At 56.3% G+C, this 15,905-nt stretch carries 8 protein-coding genes and 6 tRNA genes; 2 read left to right on the top strand and 12 right to left on the bottom strand.

Going from position 1 to position 15,905, the window contains the following annotated elements; translation table 11 throughout:
• Positions 1-74: 74 nt before the first annotated feature.
• The 4 genes from M2Q46_RS10625 to M2Q46_RS10610 all read right to left on the bottom strand — a co-directional run bounded on the left by M2Q46_RS10625 (position 75) and on the right by M2Q46_RS10610 (position 7,772).
• Entirely contained in the window at positions 75-3,137 is a 3,063-nt protein-coding gene (locus M2Q46_RS10625; protein WP_088451106.1) for an efflux RND transporter permease subunit, read from the bottom strand.
• Entirely contained in the window at positions 3,134-4,219 is a 1,086-nt protein-coding gene (locus M2Q46_RS10620) for an efflux RND transporter periplasmic adaptor subunit (RefSeq protein ID WP_302357210.1), read from the bottom strand. Before M2Q46_RS10620 ends, M2Q46_RS10625 begins: the two co-directional genes overlap by 4 nt.
• Before the next feature lie 54 nt (positions 4,220-4,273).
• The gene (locus M2Q46_RS10615; protein WP_035271186.1) at positions 4,274-4,885 is read right to left on the bottom strand and encodes a TetR/AcrR family transcriptional regulator; all 612 of its coding nucleotides are present in this window, start codon (positions 4,883-4,885) and stop codon (positions 4,274-4,276) included.
• A 175-nt stretch (positions 4,886-5,060) separates the two neighbouring features.
• Complete coding sequence (locus M2Q46_RS10610) at positions 5,061-7,772, bottom strand: winged helix-turn-helix domain-containing protein (RefSeq protein ID WP_302357209.1); 2,712 nt, start codon at positions 7,770-7,772, stop codon at positions 5,061-5,063.
• 121 nt (positions 7,773-7,893) lie between these two features.
• Here M2Q46_RS10610 and M2Q46_RS10605 point away from each other — a divergent pair, with 121 nt between their 5' ends.
• Complete coding sequence (locus M2Q46_RS10605; RefSeq protein ID WP_302357208.1) at positions 7,894-9,081, top strand: MFS transporter; 1,188 nt, start codon at positions 7,894-7,896, stop codon at positions 9,079-9,081.
• Between the two features lie 91 nt (positions 9,082-9,172).
• Here the strand turns inward: M2Q46_RS10605 and M2Q46_RS10600 are convergent.
• The 6 genes from M2Q46_RS10600 to M2Q46_RS10575 form a co-directional block, all read right to left on the bottom strand.
• Positions 9,173-9,249: transfer RNA gene (locus M2Q46_RS10600), tRNA-Asp, on the bottom strand.
• Positions 9,250-9,268: 19 nt separating this feature from the next.
• Positions 9,269-9,344 (bottom strand) — tRNA-Glu (locus tag M2Q46_RS10595).
• A 25-nt stretch (positions 9,345-9,369) separates the two neighbouring features.
• Positions 9,370-9,445, bottom strand: a tRNA-Ala gene (locus tag M2Q46_RS10590).
• 123 nt (positions 9,446-9,568) lie between these two features.
• Positions 9,569-9,645: transfer RNA gene (locus M2Q46_RS10585), tRNA-Asp, on the bottom strand.
• Between the two features lie 20 nt (positions 9,646-9,665).
• Positions 9,666-9,741 (bottom strand) — tRNA-Glu (locus tag M2Q46_RS10580).
• A gap of 27 nt (positions 9,742-9,768) precedes the next feature.
• Positions 9,769-9,844: transfer RNA gene (locus M2Q46_RS10575), tRNA-Ala, on the bottom strand.
• 556 nt (positions 9,845-10,400) lie between these two features.
• On the opposite strand from M2Q46_RS10575, the gene M2Q46_RS10570 reads away from it, so the two are divergent.
• Complete coding sequence (locus tag M2Q46_RS10570; protein ID WP_302357207.1) at positions 10,401-13,223, top strand: EAL domain-containing protein; 2,823 nt, start codon at positions 10,401-10,403, stop codon at positions 13,221-13,223.
• 53 nt (positions 13,224-13,276) lie between these two features.
• On the opposite strand, the gene lnt is transcribed toward M2Q46_RS10570, so the two are convergent.
• Both lnt and M2Q46_RS10560 read right to left on the bottom strand, forming a co-directional pair.
• Positions 13,277-14,896: an apolipoprotein N-acyltransferase gene (gene lnt, locus M2Q46_RS10565; RefSeq protein ID WP_302357206.1), complete on the bottom strand. Its 1,620-nt coding sequence runs from the start codon at positions 14,894-14,896 to the stop codon at positions 13,277-13,279.
• The gene (locus tag M2Q46_RS10560) at positions 14,883-15,764 is read right to left on the bottom strand and encodes an HlyC/CorC family transporter (RefSeq protein WP_009463852.1); all 882 of its coding nucleotides are present in this window, start codon (positions 15,762-15,764) and stop codon (positions 14,883-14,885) included. The genes lnt and M2Q46_RS10560 overlap by 14 nt, the downstream gene beginning before the upstream one ends.
• Positions 15,765-15,905 lie beyond the last annotated feature (141 nt).

Raw genomic sequence — 15,905 nt, 5'->3', positions numbered from 1 at the left:
GGCAGTGGGATGCATGGTTTGTTTGTGTTCAAACCATGCATCCATTATTTACACAGTTTCAGCCTTCAAGCAAGTTATGAGGCGCGTGGATCCTGGATTCGATTCCAGATCGAATACAAGCTGGGCAAGAACAAGAGCGTCAGGATGGTGCCAATGGCTGTACCGCCGATCAGTGTCAGGGCCATGGAGCCCCAGAACACGGAGAAGGACAGCGGAATGAAGGCCAGTACCGCCGCCAGCGCCGTCAGAATGACGGGGCGGGCACGCTGCACAGTGGCTTCAATCACGGCATCGTAGGGCGAGGCACCTTCAGCCCGGTTGGTCTTGATCTGCTCAATCAGAATCAAGGTATTGCGCATCAGGATCCCCGCCAGACCAATCAGCCCCAGAATCGCCGTAAAGCCAAAGGGTTGCTGGAAAATCAGCAAGGCGGGCACGCTGCCAATCAGGCCCAAGGGGGCGGTCAGGAACACCATGATCATGTTCGAGAGCGAACGTACCTGAATCACGATAACCAGCAGCATCAAGGCAATCATGACCGGGAAGACGGGCAGCAGCGCGTCATTGGACTTCTTGGCCTCGGCGGTGATGCCGCTCATCTCGATCAGGTAGCCAGGGGGCAGGGAAGCCTGCAAGGAGGCAAACTCCTTCATCACCCGGTTGGCCACTTCTGCCGGTTGCACGTGCGGAGCAATATCTCCCCGCACTGTCATGGTGGGCAGGCGGTTGCGACGGGCCAGCTTGGGTTCTTCCTGCATGATTTCCAGCTTGCCGACTTGCTCCAAGGGCAGGTTCTGGCCCTGATCATTCATGACGGTCAGGCCGGACAGGCGAGTTGGGTCATGGCGGTTGCTGGCCGAGCTGCGCGCCACAACCAGCACATTACGCAGGTCCTCGCGGTATTCCGCAACGGTTGTGCCATCCAGCTGCAACTGGATTTGTTCGGCCAGACTCTGGCGATTCAACCCCAAGGCTTGCAGACGTTGTGGGTCTACGTCCAGCTTCAGGACGGGTACGCGCGAACCCCAGTCCACGTTCACCTGACGCATGTCCTTGTCGGCCCGCATCACCGCCATGGCCTGCTCGGAAATATCACGCAGCTTGTTCAGATCAGGGCCACGTACCAGGAACTCCACCGGGTATTTGGTGGATGGCCCGAACACCAGCTGAGTGGCACGGACGCGCGCTTCTGGTGTCAGGCCATCGGCCACCACTTGGCGAAAGCGTTGCAGCAGCGCATCGCGGTCGTGGTGATCAGCCGTCAGCACCACCAGACGAGCAAAGGAGGGATCAGGCAGTTCAGGGTTGTAGGACAGGAAAAAGCGCGGTGCGCCTTGCCCGGCATAGCTGGTGACCAGCTTGGTTTCGGGCTGCTCGCGCAACCAGCTCTCCACCTTGCGAGTAACGGTCTGCGTGGACTGAATACTGCTGCCCTCGGGCAACTGCACCTCTACCAGCAGCTCGGGCCGGTCGGAGGTGGGGAAGAATTGCTGTTTGACGAAACCCATGCCTACAACCGCCAGCACGAAGGCCGTCACCACAATTCCGGCCACCAGAAACTTGTGGTGTACCGACCAGGCAATCATGCGGCGCAGGCGCATGTAATTGGGGGTGTCGTAAATGGCCTGATGGCCGCCAGGACGGGCTGGAATGGCGGGCAGCAATTTCACGCCCATATAGGGAGTGAAGGCCACCGCGACCAGCCAGGACGTCAGCAGGGCAGCGGCCAGAATCCAGAAGATATTGCCGGCGTACTCCCCGGCAGAGGAACGGGCAAAACCCACCGGCAGAAAGCCGATAATCGTCACCAGGGTGCCGGACAGCATGGGGGCTGCCGTATGGTTCCAGGCATAGGCGGCGGCTTTCAGGCGGTCCATGCCTTCTTCCATTTTCACGATCATGATCTCGATCGCAATAATGGCGTCGTCCACCAGCAGGCCCAGCGAGATAATCAGCGCGCCCAGCGTTACCCGATCAAACACCTTGCCTGTCATCATCATGATGACGAACACCATGGCCAGCGTCAGGGGCACAGCGGCAGCCACTACGATCCCGACCCGCCAGCCCATGCTGACCAGACACACCAGCAGCACCACGCTCAGCGCCGCGAAGAACTTGAACATGAACTCGCCTACGGCGGAGGCAATGTTCACCGACTGGTTGGTGACGGTATCCAGGGAGAAGCCCAGGGGCAGGGCAGCGGCAATATCTTCCCGTGCCTTTTCCAGATCCTTGCCCAGATACAGGCCGTTGTAGCCCTCCTGCATCACCACATCCAGCAACATGGCAAATTGTGCGTTGTGGTGAATCTCGAAGCTGGGCGGGTCTTCGTATCCACGGCTGATGGTGGCAATGTCGCCCAGACGCAGATTGTGGCCTTGCACGTAGATATAGGTATTGCTGATGGCCTCTACATCCTCCAGTCCGGCGCTAAGGCGCATGTGAATGCGCGGGCCATCGGTGCTGACGGCACCACTGGCTGTCATGGCGCTGCGCTTGGACAAGGCTTCCAGAATCTGTTGAGGGTTGAGCTGCAGGTTGTGCAGCTTGGCTTCGTCCAGATCGACAAAAATACGTTCGCTTTGCTCGCCCAGAATATTGACCTTCTTGACGCCGGGGACTTGCAGTAGCTGGCTGCGTACTTTCTCGGCCTCGCGAGTCAGCAGGCGCGGTGGCAAACCAGGGGCTTGCAGCGCGAACAGGCTGAAGGACACGTCCGAGTACTCATCGTTCACAAACGGCCCCTGCACGCCTTTGGGCAAGCGCGGAGCCTGATCCTGCAGCTTCTTGCGGAGCTGATAGAACTCGCTCTGAACGTCCGCCGGCGGCATGGTGTCTTTCAGGGTCACCACCATCAAGGCGGTGCCGGGACGGGTAACCGTCTCTACCTTGTCAAACCAGCGCAGTTCCTGCATGCGCTTTTCCATGGGCTCGGCCACCAGATCCTGCATTTCCTGGGCGGTGGCTCCGGGCCACATGGCGGTGACGGTCAGCACTTTCACGGTAAAAGCCGGGTCTTCGGCTCGACCCAGTTTCACGAAGGAGTAAATGCCGGACGCTGCCAGGGCAATGATCAGAAACAGCGTGATGGCCCGTTCACGCACCGCCAGAGCGGAGAGATTGAAGCGGCCTGTCATTGCTTGACCTCGCGTGTTTCAGGACGAACTTCCTGGCCTTCATGTAAAAGGTTAGCGCCCAACGCCACGATGGCGGTGCCGGCTTCAGGGCCTTGGGACAGGTAAGCGTGTTCCTGGGCCAGTTTGGCAATGGTCACGGGCTGCCAGTGCACAGTTTTCTGATCATCAATTACCCACACGCCGGGCCCTTTACCCGCATCGTAAATTGCAGTCAGTGGCACTTGATTCAAGGCGTCTGCATCCGGGGGCGTCAAATGCACAATGGCGCTGGAACCCAGTCTTGCGGTGACATTCTCGCCCTCGAAGGAAAAGCGGGCCTGATAGCTGCGGGTTGCAGGGTCAGAGGATTGGGCCAACTCGCGCAGTTGGGCGGGCAGGCTTTCCTGGGAGTCCGTCAGCTCAATAGTGGCGCGAGTACCCAGCGGAATATCCCACTGCTCGGGCAGGCTGACAATGACATCACGTGGACCGTCCTGGGCCAGGCGCAGCACGGCTTGCCCTGGGCTGACAACTTGGCCAACATCCGCAATCTGGGCGGTAATGATGCCGCTGGCTTCTGCTTTCAGGGAACTGTATTGGTCGGCGTTGCGGGCTATTTCAGCTTGTGCTTGGGCGGACTTCAGATTTGCCTGTGCGCTACGCAGAGCCTTCTGGCTTTGTTCATGCGCCTGACGGGAAACACCGCCTTGCTCCACCAGCAGGGACAAGCGTTTGTAATCTGACTGGGCTTGTTCGGCCTGAGCCTGGGCGGCCTGCACGGCAGCCAGACGGGCGCGGTAATCCAGTTGCAGATCTTTGGGATCCAGCGTCATCAAGAGCTGGCCTTTTTCCACGTGCTCGCCGTTCTGGACCTTGCGTGTATCAATCTTGCCGCCTACCCGAAATGCCAGCGGGCTTTCCACCCGTGCGCTGACCAGTCCCAGGAAACGTCGCTGCTGATCGGCCTTGGGCTGAATCACGCTTTGAATCACTAAGGGAGCCTGAGTGCGAGGGTCGGCCTCCTGCGTCTGCTGGCTGCACCCCATCAGTACAAGGGCGGCGGACAAACTCAAGGCAGGACTAAGAGAGCGAAAAAGAGCCATGCAGGACTCCGGGTAGGTAAATGGTTGGATGAACTGTAACTTGGGGCGTGATGTTCAAGGCATCAGGCTGCGCAGGATAAGCTGCGTGACCACCAGCAAACCTTGGCGGGTTTTTTCAGGCGGATGTATTTCCAGCAAGACAGGGTGTAGACAGGCGGTCAAGGCAAACAGGATGCCTTGAACCACCTCGTCCAAGGGCGTGCGGCGTTCAAAGTCGCCGCTTTCACGGCCCGCGCGCACCAGGGCGGTGATTTGGGTCAGCAAATCTTCTCTGTGCTGGTCCACTGTTGCCCAATTGTTTTGCAGCGCTTCAATGACCACTTCTTGCATGCGGCCTTCCTGCAAGAACAGCTCCAGGCTTAGCGTGCAGGCGGTTTCAATGAAGTGGCGCAGACGTTCGATAGGGGGCAAGTCGCCCTCCACAATCTGTTGCAGCTGCACGTGCATGCCTTTGAGCACAGAGTGGCAGATCGCCTGGCCGATAGCCTGCTTGGAGTCGAAAAAACGATAGAGATAAGCGCTGGACACGCCTATGGATTTGGCCAGGCTGGCAACAGAGGTCTTGCGATACCCGTAGAGCCGGAAATGCGTATTGGCCTGCTCAATGATCTGTTCGCGGCGATGATGCTCGGTCGGACCACGCTGGCCCAGGGTACTGGCTGGCATAGAAGTTGAATGTTGAAGTAACGATAACGCAATACATTAACTTCCTTGTTAAGCCGCGGCAAGTAAATTGAGGCCACATATCCCGTTTTTTTGCTTGATGGGACTCTTCTTGACAGGCAAACCTTTTAGATCAGCCGATGGCTTGAGCAGGCAGCAGGGCATCCGCAGGATGGGATCATGCTTTGAGTCTGACTTTCCAGGCTTTGGCTTGTTGAGAGCGTGCCAGGGATAGCGCTTTTTGCAAGGTAACTGATGCGTATGGTTGTTCGGATGGGAGATGCATCATTGCCTGCGCCTGAATTCTCAGCAGTTCCGGGGCGTTCCATAGTTGCTCTTCAGCGGTCTCATCAGCAAGGCGGGCCTTGATGAGTGCAACCGCTTCCGGGCTATGCCCTTGTTCGATCATTGCATGTGCAAAGTCAGACAAGAAAACAGAATATGCCGTGTCAAACCCGTGCTCCTGTAACTGTGTCAGAGCTGACTGGAGTGTCTGGAAAGGAACTTCAGCGGGGTTCTCGGCGACTTTTGCCCAAAGCGCAAATGCCGAACCATACCGTGCCCAGAACTCCAAACCATGTTGGCCAGCAAGCTGATTAAGCTCTTGCGACATTCGGGTGACCTCCTGGCTATCCCCTGAAAGCGCTGCCACCGTGCAGCTTCCTTCCGCCAGTGCACAACATAAGGTGCAAGCGTGATCCAGCGGTATGGCCTCCTCGATCGCTAATTGGGCCGCATGGCGAGCTTTGTTCGTGTTCCCCATGACCCATTGAATGCGGGAAAGAAAAGCCCAGCCCGCGACGCGCTGATCCAATCCGAATCGGAAGTGAGAGCCATGGCGTTCGTCGCGCACATAGGCATCAAGCATGGCCTCGATTTCAAATAAGGCTTCAGCGTGCCGTCCTAAAAAATGATAGGACGTGCCAATTAGACGGCGGGCAGTCAGAAAAGCGGCTCGGTCAGAGAACTGTAGAGCCAAATCCGCCATGTTCTGGCCGTGTTCCAGAGCCTGGGTGTACCGGCCGCTACGAAGATGAAAGAGCCATAGGCCGTATTCCGCTTGTAGCTGCATCTCCCTGTCGCCCAGCTGCAATGCGAGCTCGCCAGCTCGGGTCCATGCCTGTCCATTCTCTGGCGTCGGGCCGCGTGACCAGGTCAGGGAGGTGGCCAGGGCGGCTTGAATCATCATCTCCTGCTGTTCTTCTAGGGATGAGCCTGTGCTTTGTTTGAGTGCATCCGTAATTCTCTGACGACCTTCATCGTGAAGCGACAGCTGTATCCAGAATGGGGCGGAGTTGGCCAGGATATGGAGCCCCAGACTGCGGTGCTGACTATTTCGGAATGCCCAGTCCAAAGCGGTTCTGATGTCATCGATGTGGTGTTCATATTGCTGCCTCCACGGGGGCGTGGGTAAGGACATCCAGTCATGTTGAGCCTGGGATGCCAGTTGGGCAGTAAAGTGCGCATGTCTGTCCGCCAAAACAGCCTGTCGATCCCCAAGCTGCTCCAGGGCATATGCGCGCAGCATACTCAGATAGCGATAGCGGATAGTTTGCGTCCCGGCTTGCAGGGTGAGCAGGGACTTTTCAACCAGTCCGTAAATAATGTCGGGCAGTCTGGTCGAGTCTTTGGGTCTTGCAGAGACGATTTGTTCTGCAGCGGAGAGGGTGAAATCGCCAGGGAAAATAGCCAGTTCCTGAAAAGCGTTTTGTTCACGCGAGTTCAGCAAGTGGTAACTCCATTGCATGGCCTCACCCAGTGTCTGGTGGCGCCCAGAGGATGGGTTCTTCCGGGCGGCCAGCAAACCCGAGGAAATAGCCAGGTCTTCAGCGACGGCAGCCAGCCCTAGCGAGGGAACTCGGGCAGCAGCAATTTCCAGCGCCAGGGGAACCCCGTCCAGCGCTCTGCAGAGTGCCGTAATTTGATCCAGATTATCTTCGGTCAGCTTGAAGTGATAGTCTGCGGCGATAACCCGGCGTACGAACAGCTCGATAGCACTGTATGCTCGTGCGTTTTCTAACTTGATGGGGTGTGCGGGGACGCAGAGAGGGGTGATGCGAAAGACTTGCTCGCCCTCCAGTCCCAAAGGGGTTTGGCTGGTAAGGAGGATGCTCAGCTTCGGGTCGGCCTCCAGAAGTTGTTCAATCACGTGTGCGCAAGCCGAAGCGACATGTTCGCAGTTATCAATTAGCAGGAGTGCCCTGTTTGGATGCGATGCGGCCCGTGTGTCTGTGCCGACAAGGCCGGCCAAGGCGCTTGAGATGCTTGGTAATACAGAGGCGGGGCTGCCAAGTTGGGACAAGTCCGCGAAGTAAACACCATCAGGGAAAAGTGGGCTTGCTTCAGAGGCCAGCTCTATGGCCAAACGGGTCTTGCCGACACCGGCAGGGCCGGCGAGCGTGATCAGGCATTGGCTTGCAAGGAGCCGATTTAATTCCAGTAGCTCCTCAACACGGCCGATCAAGGGAGACCTGGGACGTGGCAGTTTGCTCCGTGTTTGATGAGCAATAATTGGGCTTGCCGCTTGATGGGATTGCACAGCGCCGGTGAATCGATAGCCTCGGCCAAACTCCGTGGAAATAAGGTCTCTATCGTCACCCAGAGTTTTCCGTAATGATGAGATCTGTGCCTGCAAGCTGTTTTCCTCGACCACATCCTTGGACCATATCTGCGAAAGGAGTGAGTCTTTTGACACCACTTTTCCTGCTGCCTCTACAAGGTAGATGAGCACATCAAGCGCACGCTCGCCTACCTCCAACCGCACACCGTCCCGCAGCAAAAGCCGCAGGCCCGGAAATAGCTGGTACCGGCCAAATGCCAGCATATCGTCGTCGCGGGCCTGGGCGGATCTTGAGTGTTTCTGAGGGGCGGGGTGGGTACCGTTAGACATGCTTGTCTCTGGGTAAAGTTGGGCGGAAAAGCAGATTTCAGACGTCTGAAATTGTAGGCCAAAGACTTTGGCTACGTGCTCCTTCACCATGACAGCCTACTTTTTACTTTGTGAGTCAGTGATGTCCAAAGAATCCGCCTTGGTGCGTCGTCTGGATACGGCGCTTCTGATGGTGATGGCGATTGCCTGTGGCGTATTTGTCTCGAATGTCTATTACAACCAGCCACTTCTGGAACTGTTGCAACAGGCATTTCCGCAGGAAAGAGGGCTGATTAATCTGGCCCCGACGGCGACCCAGTTGGGGTTTGCTTGCGGCCTGTTTTTTCTGGTCCCTCTTGGAGACCGGGTTGACCGTAGAAAATTGATTCTGGGGCAGGCGGCGGTTTTGCTGGTCGGGCTGGTATGTCTGGCGGTAACCCCTAATGCCTGGGGGGTTGTCTGTGCGTCCGTGTTGGTGGGGATCTCTGCATCAGCCGCTCAACAAATTGTGCCTTTTGCGGCAGAACTAGCGACGCCGAGCCGCCGGGGACAAGTGGTAGGCACGGTAATGAGCGGGGTGTTGTGCGGTCTTTTATTGGGTAGGGCTGTGGGTGGCTTTATTGGCGATCATTGGGGCTGGCGGGCCACATATTGCTTAGGTGCAGTGATGACGGCGATTGCCTGGCTCATGCTTTTTCTCAAATTGCCCCATAGCAATCCCCAGGTGCATCAACGTTATTTCAGCCTTATAAAGTCCTTGATCGTTCTGTGGCGGGAAGAGCCTTTGTTGCGTAGAGCAACCCGTATTCAAGCGGTCCTGTTTGGCTCCTTTATGGGTTTGTGGACAGTTCTGGCATTGCACATGCAGGAGTCATACGGCTTGGGAGCGGATGTAGCTGGCTTGATGGGCGTTGTCGGTGCTGCCGGGATTTTGATTGCTCCATTGGCGGGTCGCAGCGCAGATCATCGTGGACCGCAGATTGTTATCACGGCTGCTTGCCTGATCATGTTGCTGTCATACCCCGTGTTGGGGCTTTGGAGCAGTCTTGCCGGTTTGATTGTGGGCATTTTGTTGCTGGATATTGGTGAGCAGTTGGCACTCATTTCCAATCAGCATGTGATTTACTCTCTCCGTCCGGAGGCCAGGAGCCGATTGAATACGCTATTTATGAGCGGCATGTTCGTGGGTGGTGCGACTGGCTCATGGGGGGCTGGTATTGCCTGGCGTCTGGGTGGGTGGCATGCGGTATGCCTGTTTGGAGGGGCATTAGTGCTTATCGGTTTTTCTTTGCACGGTATTTGTAGACGAGCGATAGGCACCAGAGGCTGAGAGAGGTGTTCTGGTGCGCATGCTTGCAGGCCGGAGTCCACCAATGAAAAAAGCCTGACAGATCGAAATCTATCAGGCTTTTTGAATTTTTTGGCGGAGCGGACGGGGCTCGAACCCGCGACCCCCGGCGTGACAGGCCGGTATTCTAACCAACTGAACTACCGCTCCGCAGCGGTGCCAAGAATCTTGGCGTCCCCTAGGGGATTCGAACCCCTGTACCCACCGTGAAAGGGTGGTGTCCTAGGCCTCTAGACGAAGGGGACAGGACTTACAACTAAATCGTCGTTTTGGTGGAGGTAAGCGGGATCGAACCGCTGACCTCTTGCATGCCATGCAAGCGCTCTCCCAGCTGAGCTATACCCCCAATTTTCTTTACTTCGTTTTTTAACTGCGTCAAAAAACCAAAGTATCGAAATAAGTGTCAGGCTTGACGAGGCTTGCCACTTCAAACTGCTAAAACCAGTCTGGGACTGATTTTTAAATCTTTTGGCGGAGCGGACGGGACTCGAACCCGCGACCCCCGGCGTGACAGGCCGGTATTCTAACCAACTGAACTACCGCTCCGCAGCGGTTGCCAAGAATCTTGGCGTCCCCTAGGGGATTCGAACCCCTGTACCCACCGTGAAAGGGTGGTGTCCTAGGCCTCTAGACGAAGGGGACAGGACTCTACAGCTAATCTTCGTTTTTTGGTGGAGGTAAGCGGGATCGAACCGCTGACCTCTTGCATGCCATGCAAGCGCTCTCCCAGCTGAGCTATACCCCCATTTCGGTGTTCTTTTTGTCGACCACCAACGAAGAATTGAGATTATGAAGGTGTTTTTATCTTTGTGCAAGTCTTTTGAAGAAAAAAACCAAAATAAAGTGAAAAAACTTCAGAGGGGCTGCCAGAGGAGGGGCATGGGGCAGGCAGAGGAGGCGATACCCCCGGCGTGCGGAAGCCGAAAACAGGGCTCAGGGTGAGCCTGAAATGCGCTTGTATCTTTTTGTTTTATACGGAGTTTTGTATCTTTTTTGTGTCATAACATTTCATTTGTGGCTCAATAGAAGGAAATGCTTTCAACTATTAGCGTCGTTTTTTTGTCCCTTTCAGGCTCGTCTAATTCCCTTCTTAGGCGCATAAATGCAGGGTTTGTGAGAAATTTGCGCTGCTCTGTAATCTAATGATGGTATGCTTCGTTGAGTAACATTTCACCTGCAATAATTACGTTTTGTAGGCCCCTCACTTAGCCTGCATTTTTTTATTTAATGGCGCTATGTCAGCAAAGCAGTGCATATCATCACCTCTGCCTGTTCCAGTGGATGCACAAAGACGAATCAGTTTGAGTGCTTTGCTGATTTGGGTGCTGTTGGTCTGGCTGTTGTTGATCTCCGCAACGGTTACTGTCATTTACAAGCAAAACCAGGCAGAAATTCGCCTGCAGGCAAGTAGCGGCCTCCTGCGCCAGCTCTCTGATATCAGCTATTCCGTGGCGCTGGCCGCGCCTTCCAGTTCGACGCCTGCCCGTTTGCGCCACTTGGATCAGCAGTTCCAAGGGGTGGTGCAGTTGTTGCGTGATGGCGGGGTAGTCGATGGTGTGGTCCTGGTCCCGTTGGACAAGCCCTTGCTGGGGCTGGTCTCCCAACTAAGTAATGAATGGCAGCGGCGCTTGATGCGTCTGGATTTTCCGGTCAGCTCCGAGCAAGTGCTCTTGCCAGCGGCCAGCCTGAACGCGGAAGACTCGTTATTTCGTCATAACACCCAGCAATTGCTGGATGCGTTTGATGCCTCGCGTGAAAGCGTCCGCTCGCAGCACCGCTGGACGGTGTTCTTCATGCTGGGTCTGGATTTGATCGCGCTGTGTCTGTCCTACTTTATGTTGCGTGCCTGGGCAGCCGATCCCTTGCGACAGCTGGTGGCTCAAGGCCAGGCTTTTACTGGCGGCAATTACCTTGCAAAAAGCACCAGTTCAGGCACTAGTGAAACGCGTTATTTGTCGCAGATTTTGAATTACTGCGGTTTGCAGATTCAACAGCTGGATGCGCAGCTTTCTATTCAGCAGCGCAATTTATCCCAGCTCAACGCCATATGCCGCAGTTTGAGCCACAACCCTTTATTGGGAGTTTATTTATCCCGCGATGGCCGCTTTGATTTCGTCAATAAAAAGCTGGCTGAGACATTGGGATATAGCCGTGCACAATTGCGCCAGGAGTTCACGGTTGATCAAGTCTTTCTGTCGCCGCGATTTCCTTCTTTGACTCAAGTGGTGCCCGATTCGCGTTCTGGTGGCAGCAGTTTGCGCTATGAAACGCGGGCATTGCGTTATGACGGCAAATCCATTGATGTCGAGATCTGTGCCATTCCCATCGAGCTCGAGGGCCGTATGGGCATGGTGGCAGTAGTGCAGGACATCACCACGCGGGTGCGCAACGAAGTGACGGGCCGTTTGGCGGCCGTGGTGTACGAGAACACTTGCGAAGCCATTGTTGTAACGGATCGTTTTGGCCATGTGGTAGATGCCAACCCGGCGTTTAGCCGCATCACCGGCTACGAGCTGGACGAAGTGCGGGGCCGCACCTTGTCTATCCTGAACTCGGGGCGTCAGGACACGGAGTTCTACCGCAAGATGTGGCGCGAGATTTCGGAAACCGGGCGGTGGCAGGGCGATATCTGGAATCGACGCAAGAACGGCGAGGATTTTGCCGAGCGTTTGACCATCAGCACTGCCTGGAACCCGGATGGCACGGTGTATCGCCATATTGGCTTGTTCACCGACATCACCAGCCATAAGAAGCGTGAAGCGCAGATGTGGAAGCAGGCGCATTACGATCATTTGACGGGCTTGCCCAATCGGCAGATGTTCCAGGATCGCTTGCAGCAAGCGCGCGAGCAGTCGCGTCGCACAGGTTTACCTTTCGCGCTGATCTTTATGGATCTGGATTTTTTCAAGGATGTGAACGATTCCTTGGGGCACGAGAAGGGCGACGTCCTGCTGCAGGAAGTGGCCCAGCGTTTGCAGCGCTGTGTGCGGGTAACAGATACCGTGGCCCGTATTGGTGGTGACGAGTTTACCGTCATTATCTCGGATATCAGCGATACCTCGATTGTGGAGCGCACTTGTCGCTGTTTGCTGGACACGATTGAAGAGCCTTTCCAGTTGGGCAAGAACTCGGTGTCTGTTTCTGCCAGTGTGGGAATCACACTGTTCCCCGAAGATGGCGATGATGCCGGCCAGCTTTTGAAGAATGCGGATATGGCCATGTACGCCGCCAAGGCTTGCGGCCGTAATCAATACTGCCGCTTCCTGCCTGCCATGAGCGAAGCCGTGGAAGCGCGCCTGCGTTTCTCGCAGGATTTGCAAAAGGCACTAAGCGAGCAGCAGTTCCAGCTGTATTACCAACCCATTGTGGATTTGCGTACAGGGCAGGTCACCCGTGCCGAGGCCTTGATACGCTGGGAACACCCGCAGTTGGGCTTGGTGCCCCCTTCAGAATTCATTCCGTTTTCCGAAGATTCCGGTCTGATTGTGCTGATTGGCGAATGGGTGTTCGAGACGGCTGCCCAGGCCGCGGTGAAACTACGCAACGAGCTGGACCCCGGTTTCCGGGTCAGCCTGAATGTCTCGCCCGCGCAGTTCAAGCTCAATGGCTCCTGCGCGCGCGAGTGGGTGGAGTATCTGCAAACCCAAGGCATTCCGGGCGATGCGCTGGTGGTGGAAATTACCGAGCGCTTGTTGCTGGACGATCAGGGGCAAGCCTTGCAGCAGTTGCGCTCCTTGCGTGAGTACGGCATGAGTGTGGCGCTGGATGATTTTGGCACCGGCTACTCCTCGCTGTCGCACCTGAAGCGGTTTTCCATCAATGTGCTCAAGATTGATCAGTGCTATATCCGCAATCTGGCCCTGAGCAGCGAGGATCTGGTGCTGACTCAGGCCATGATTGTCATGGCGCAAAAGCTGGGCTTGCGGGTAGTGGCAGAAGGTGTGACCAGTCACGAGCAACTGGATTTGTTGAACAACGCCGGTTGCGACTATATGCAGGGCTATTTGTGCTCTACGCCCATCCCGGCGGATGAGTTCGTGGACTGGTGCAAGACCTGGAATCGGGAGCGTGCCGGTGGTTTTGCCGCGCGCTTGTACCCGAATGCACCGCAGGCTTTGCAATAGCAGAATCCTTTCAATCCCTGCTAGCGCAAAGCCTGCCGTGAGTTTGTTGGTGCTCAGTCCTGACGACGAGAGAGCCAGGCAAAAATAATCAGAAGCAGGCCTGCCCAGATCAAGAAGGGCAGATTGCCGTATTTCACGTAGGGAGTCAGGCCCGTTGTGCCTTGAACTTCCACATCCAGCACACCCGGCGTCAGGGGCGGCAGAACCGCACGAACACGCCCATAAGGATCAATGGCGGCTGTCATGCCGGTATTGGTGGCACGCAGCATGGGACGGCCTGTTTCCAGAGCCCGCATACGTGAGATCTGCAAGTGCTGGCTCAAGGCCCAGGAATCGCCAAACCAGCCCAGATTGCTGATGTTCAACAACAAGGTAGCGCCTTCCTGGCCAGGACTGCCTTGCACGGCCTGGATGATCTCTTCGCCAAACACGTCTTCATAGCAGATGTTGGGGGCAACACGACCCTCTGCCATCTTGAAGGGCGCTTGCGGCAAGGCGCCACGATGGAAGTCCCCCAGCGGGATATTCATCATGTCCACAAACCATTGAAAGCCGGTGGGGATGAATTCGCCGAAAGGCACCAGATGATGCTTGTCGTAGTAGCTGGCCGTGCTGTTGATGATGTCCTGGGGCTGAGTCTCGGGGCTGATCAGCAAGGCGCTGTTGGTGTAGCTCAGCTTGCCGTTGACCGTGCCACGGTCCATGGGGACACCCAGCACCAGATTGGCTTGATGGCGCTGAGCCAGTTCCGTCCAGCGCAACCAGAAGCTGGTTTCCAGGCGGTTTTGCAACACGGGAATAACGGTTTCAGGCAGAACAATCAGGCGCGGCGCGTCTTCGGGGGTCTTGGCCGGCAGGTTTGCCAGCTCGTAGTAACGCTCTATGCCTTCGCTCATATTGGGGCCGAACTTGGCGCTTTGATCGATATTGCCTTGCACCAGGCGGGCAATAAAGGGCGCGCCATGGGGCTGGACCCAGGCAATATGCGGCAGACTGATCCCGATCAGGCCGAAAATCATGGCAATACCAATGCCGATCGCGCTGGAAGGGCTTTGGTTCTTGTCTTTGGAGGCGGCAAACTGGGCAATCACGGCGGCGCTGAAAGCCGACATCCAGGCCAGGCCATACACACCCACAACGGGTGCCCAGCCGGTAAACATCCCTTCTGCGTGGGCGTAGCCGATATTCAACCAAGGAAAGCCAGTCAGCAAATTGCCGCGCAGCCATTCGCTGAGTGCCCAGCAGCTTGCCCAGCCTGCTGATAACAATAATCGTGGTAGCCAGGAATCGCTATCGTGTTTGGGGCGCAGTTTTTGCCAAACCGCTGAAGCCAGAGCAGGAAAGAGGGCCAGGGCGGCAGCCAGCAGCAAAACGCCCAGGGCGGCCATCCAGGAGGGCATGCCACCATACTGGTGCATGCTGATGTACAGCCAGTAAACCCCTACGCCAAAATGCCCTAGCCCAAACAGATAACTGCGACCAAAGGCCTGGCGCACGGACGTCGAACCCATGATCTGCGAGCAGGCAATGGCCAACAAGGTGATCTGGTAGAAGGGCAGAATCCAGGATGGCAGCGGGCCAATGGAAAAGGACAGGGCATGCAAGCCCCCCAGGACCAGCAGTAAAGCGACGCCAAGCGCCTGGGGTAAAGGTTTGGAATCAGGCTTGTTCAAGATTAGGCTCGGCGGGTGTGGCTCGCTGAACGTGCAACCAAAGGGCTCGTTTGGCATCCGCACGGACAACCGTGAGGCTGATGCCATCAAGCTGGGCCACATCGCCCCGGCGAGGGATATGTCCCAATTCGGACGCCAGCCAACCACCTACGGTGTCAAAGTCGTCGTTAGGGAGGTGGGTCTGGAAGGCTTCGTTGAAATCGGGGATTTCAGTCAGTGCCATGACACGCCAGCTGTCGGGGCCGGCCTGGAAAATGGTCTGCTCGGCGTCTTCATCGTATTCGTCTTCGATGTCGCCCACAATTTGTTCCAGCACGTCTTCCATGGTGACCAGGCCTGCTGTACCACCGTGCTCGTCAATAACGACGGCCAGGTGATTGCGGCTGCCACGGAACTCGTGCAGCAAGACGTTCAGGCGCTTGGTCTCGGGAATGAATACCGCAGGGCGAATCAGCGGGCGCAAATCCAGTGTGGGATTGGCGATCGAGAGCAGCAGGTCCTTGGCCAGCAAGATACCGATGATATTGTCGCGCTCCGTCTCGTAGATCGGAAAGCGGCTGTGGCCCGTTTCAATAATGATGGGCAGCATCTCGGTCAACGGTTTGGCGATGTCCAGCATATCGATCTTGGATCGGGGCACCATGATATCGGCCACTGTTTTGTTGGCCATATCCAGTGTTCCGGCGATCATGGACAGCGATTCGTCGTCGATAACTTTGCGGGCGTGGGCCGCAACCAGGACAGACTTAAGGTCTTCTCGGTCTTCGGGTTCGTGACGCCGATTGAAAAAAGCACTTAAGCGAGAGATGGGATTGTTTGAGCTGGCCTTGGAAGGGCGGGGCTCGGGGTCGGGAGCAGAGTCTGACATTGTCCGAAGGACGAGTTAAGGAAGAAACAAGCATAACCGAAAAATGATGACAAGGTATGTACCTGTCATCATTCGGAATGCGGGAAGGCAAGTGAGGATTGGCGCAGCTTTGTCAGGGATGGGAGGCCCTTTGTGACAAGT

Source organism: Alcaligenes sp. YSL9, from assembly GCF_030515105.1.
Taxonomy (GTDB): Bacteria; Pseudomonadota; Gammaproteobacteria; order Burkholderiales; family Burkholderiaceae_B; genus Alcaligenes; species Alcaligenes phenolicus.
This window is presented reverse-complemented; position numbering and strand designations above follow the sequence as displayed.

What these genes read in the sequence shown, in the direction of transcription:
- M2Q46_RS10615 (WP_035271186.1), bottom strand. Translation starts at nt 4,885, where the DNA reads ATGCCAGCCAGTACCCTGGGCCAGCGTGGTCCGACCGAGCATCATCGC.
- M2Q46_RS10620 (WP_302357210.1), bottom strand. Translation starts at nt 4,219, where the DNA reads ATGGCTCTTTTTCGCTCTCTTAGTCCTGCCTTGAGTTTGTCCGCCGCC.
- M2Q46_RS10625 (WP_088451106.1), bottom strand. Translation starts at nt 3,137, where the DNA reads ATGACAGGCCGCTTCAATCTCTCCGCTCTGGCGGTGCGTGAACGGGCC.
- M2Q46_RS10560 (WP_009463852.1), bottom strand. Translation starts at nt 15,764, where the DNA reads ATGTCAGACTCTGCTCCCGACCCCGAGCCCCGCCCTTCCAAGGCCAGC.
- M2Q46_RS10610 (WP_302357209.1), bottom strand. Translation starts at nt 7,772, where the DNA reads ATGTCTAACGGTACCCACCCCGCCCCTCAGAAACACTCAAGATCCGCC.
- M2Q46_RS10605 (WP_302357208.1), top strand. Translation starts at nt 7,894, where the DNA reads ATGTCCAAAGAATCCGCCTTGGTGCGTCGTCTGGATACGGCGCTTCTG.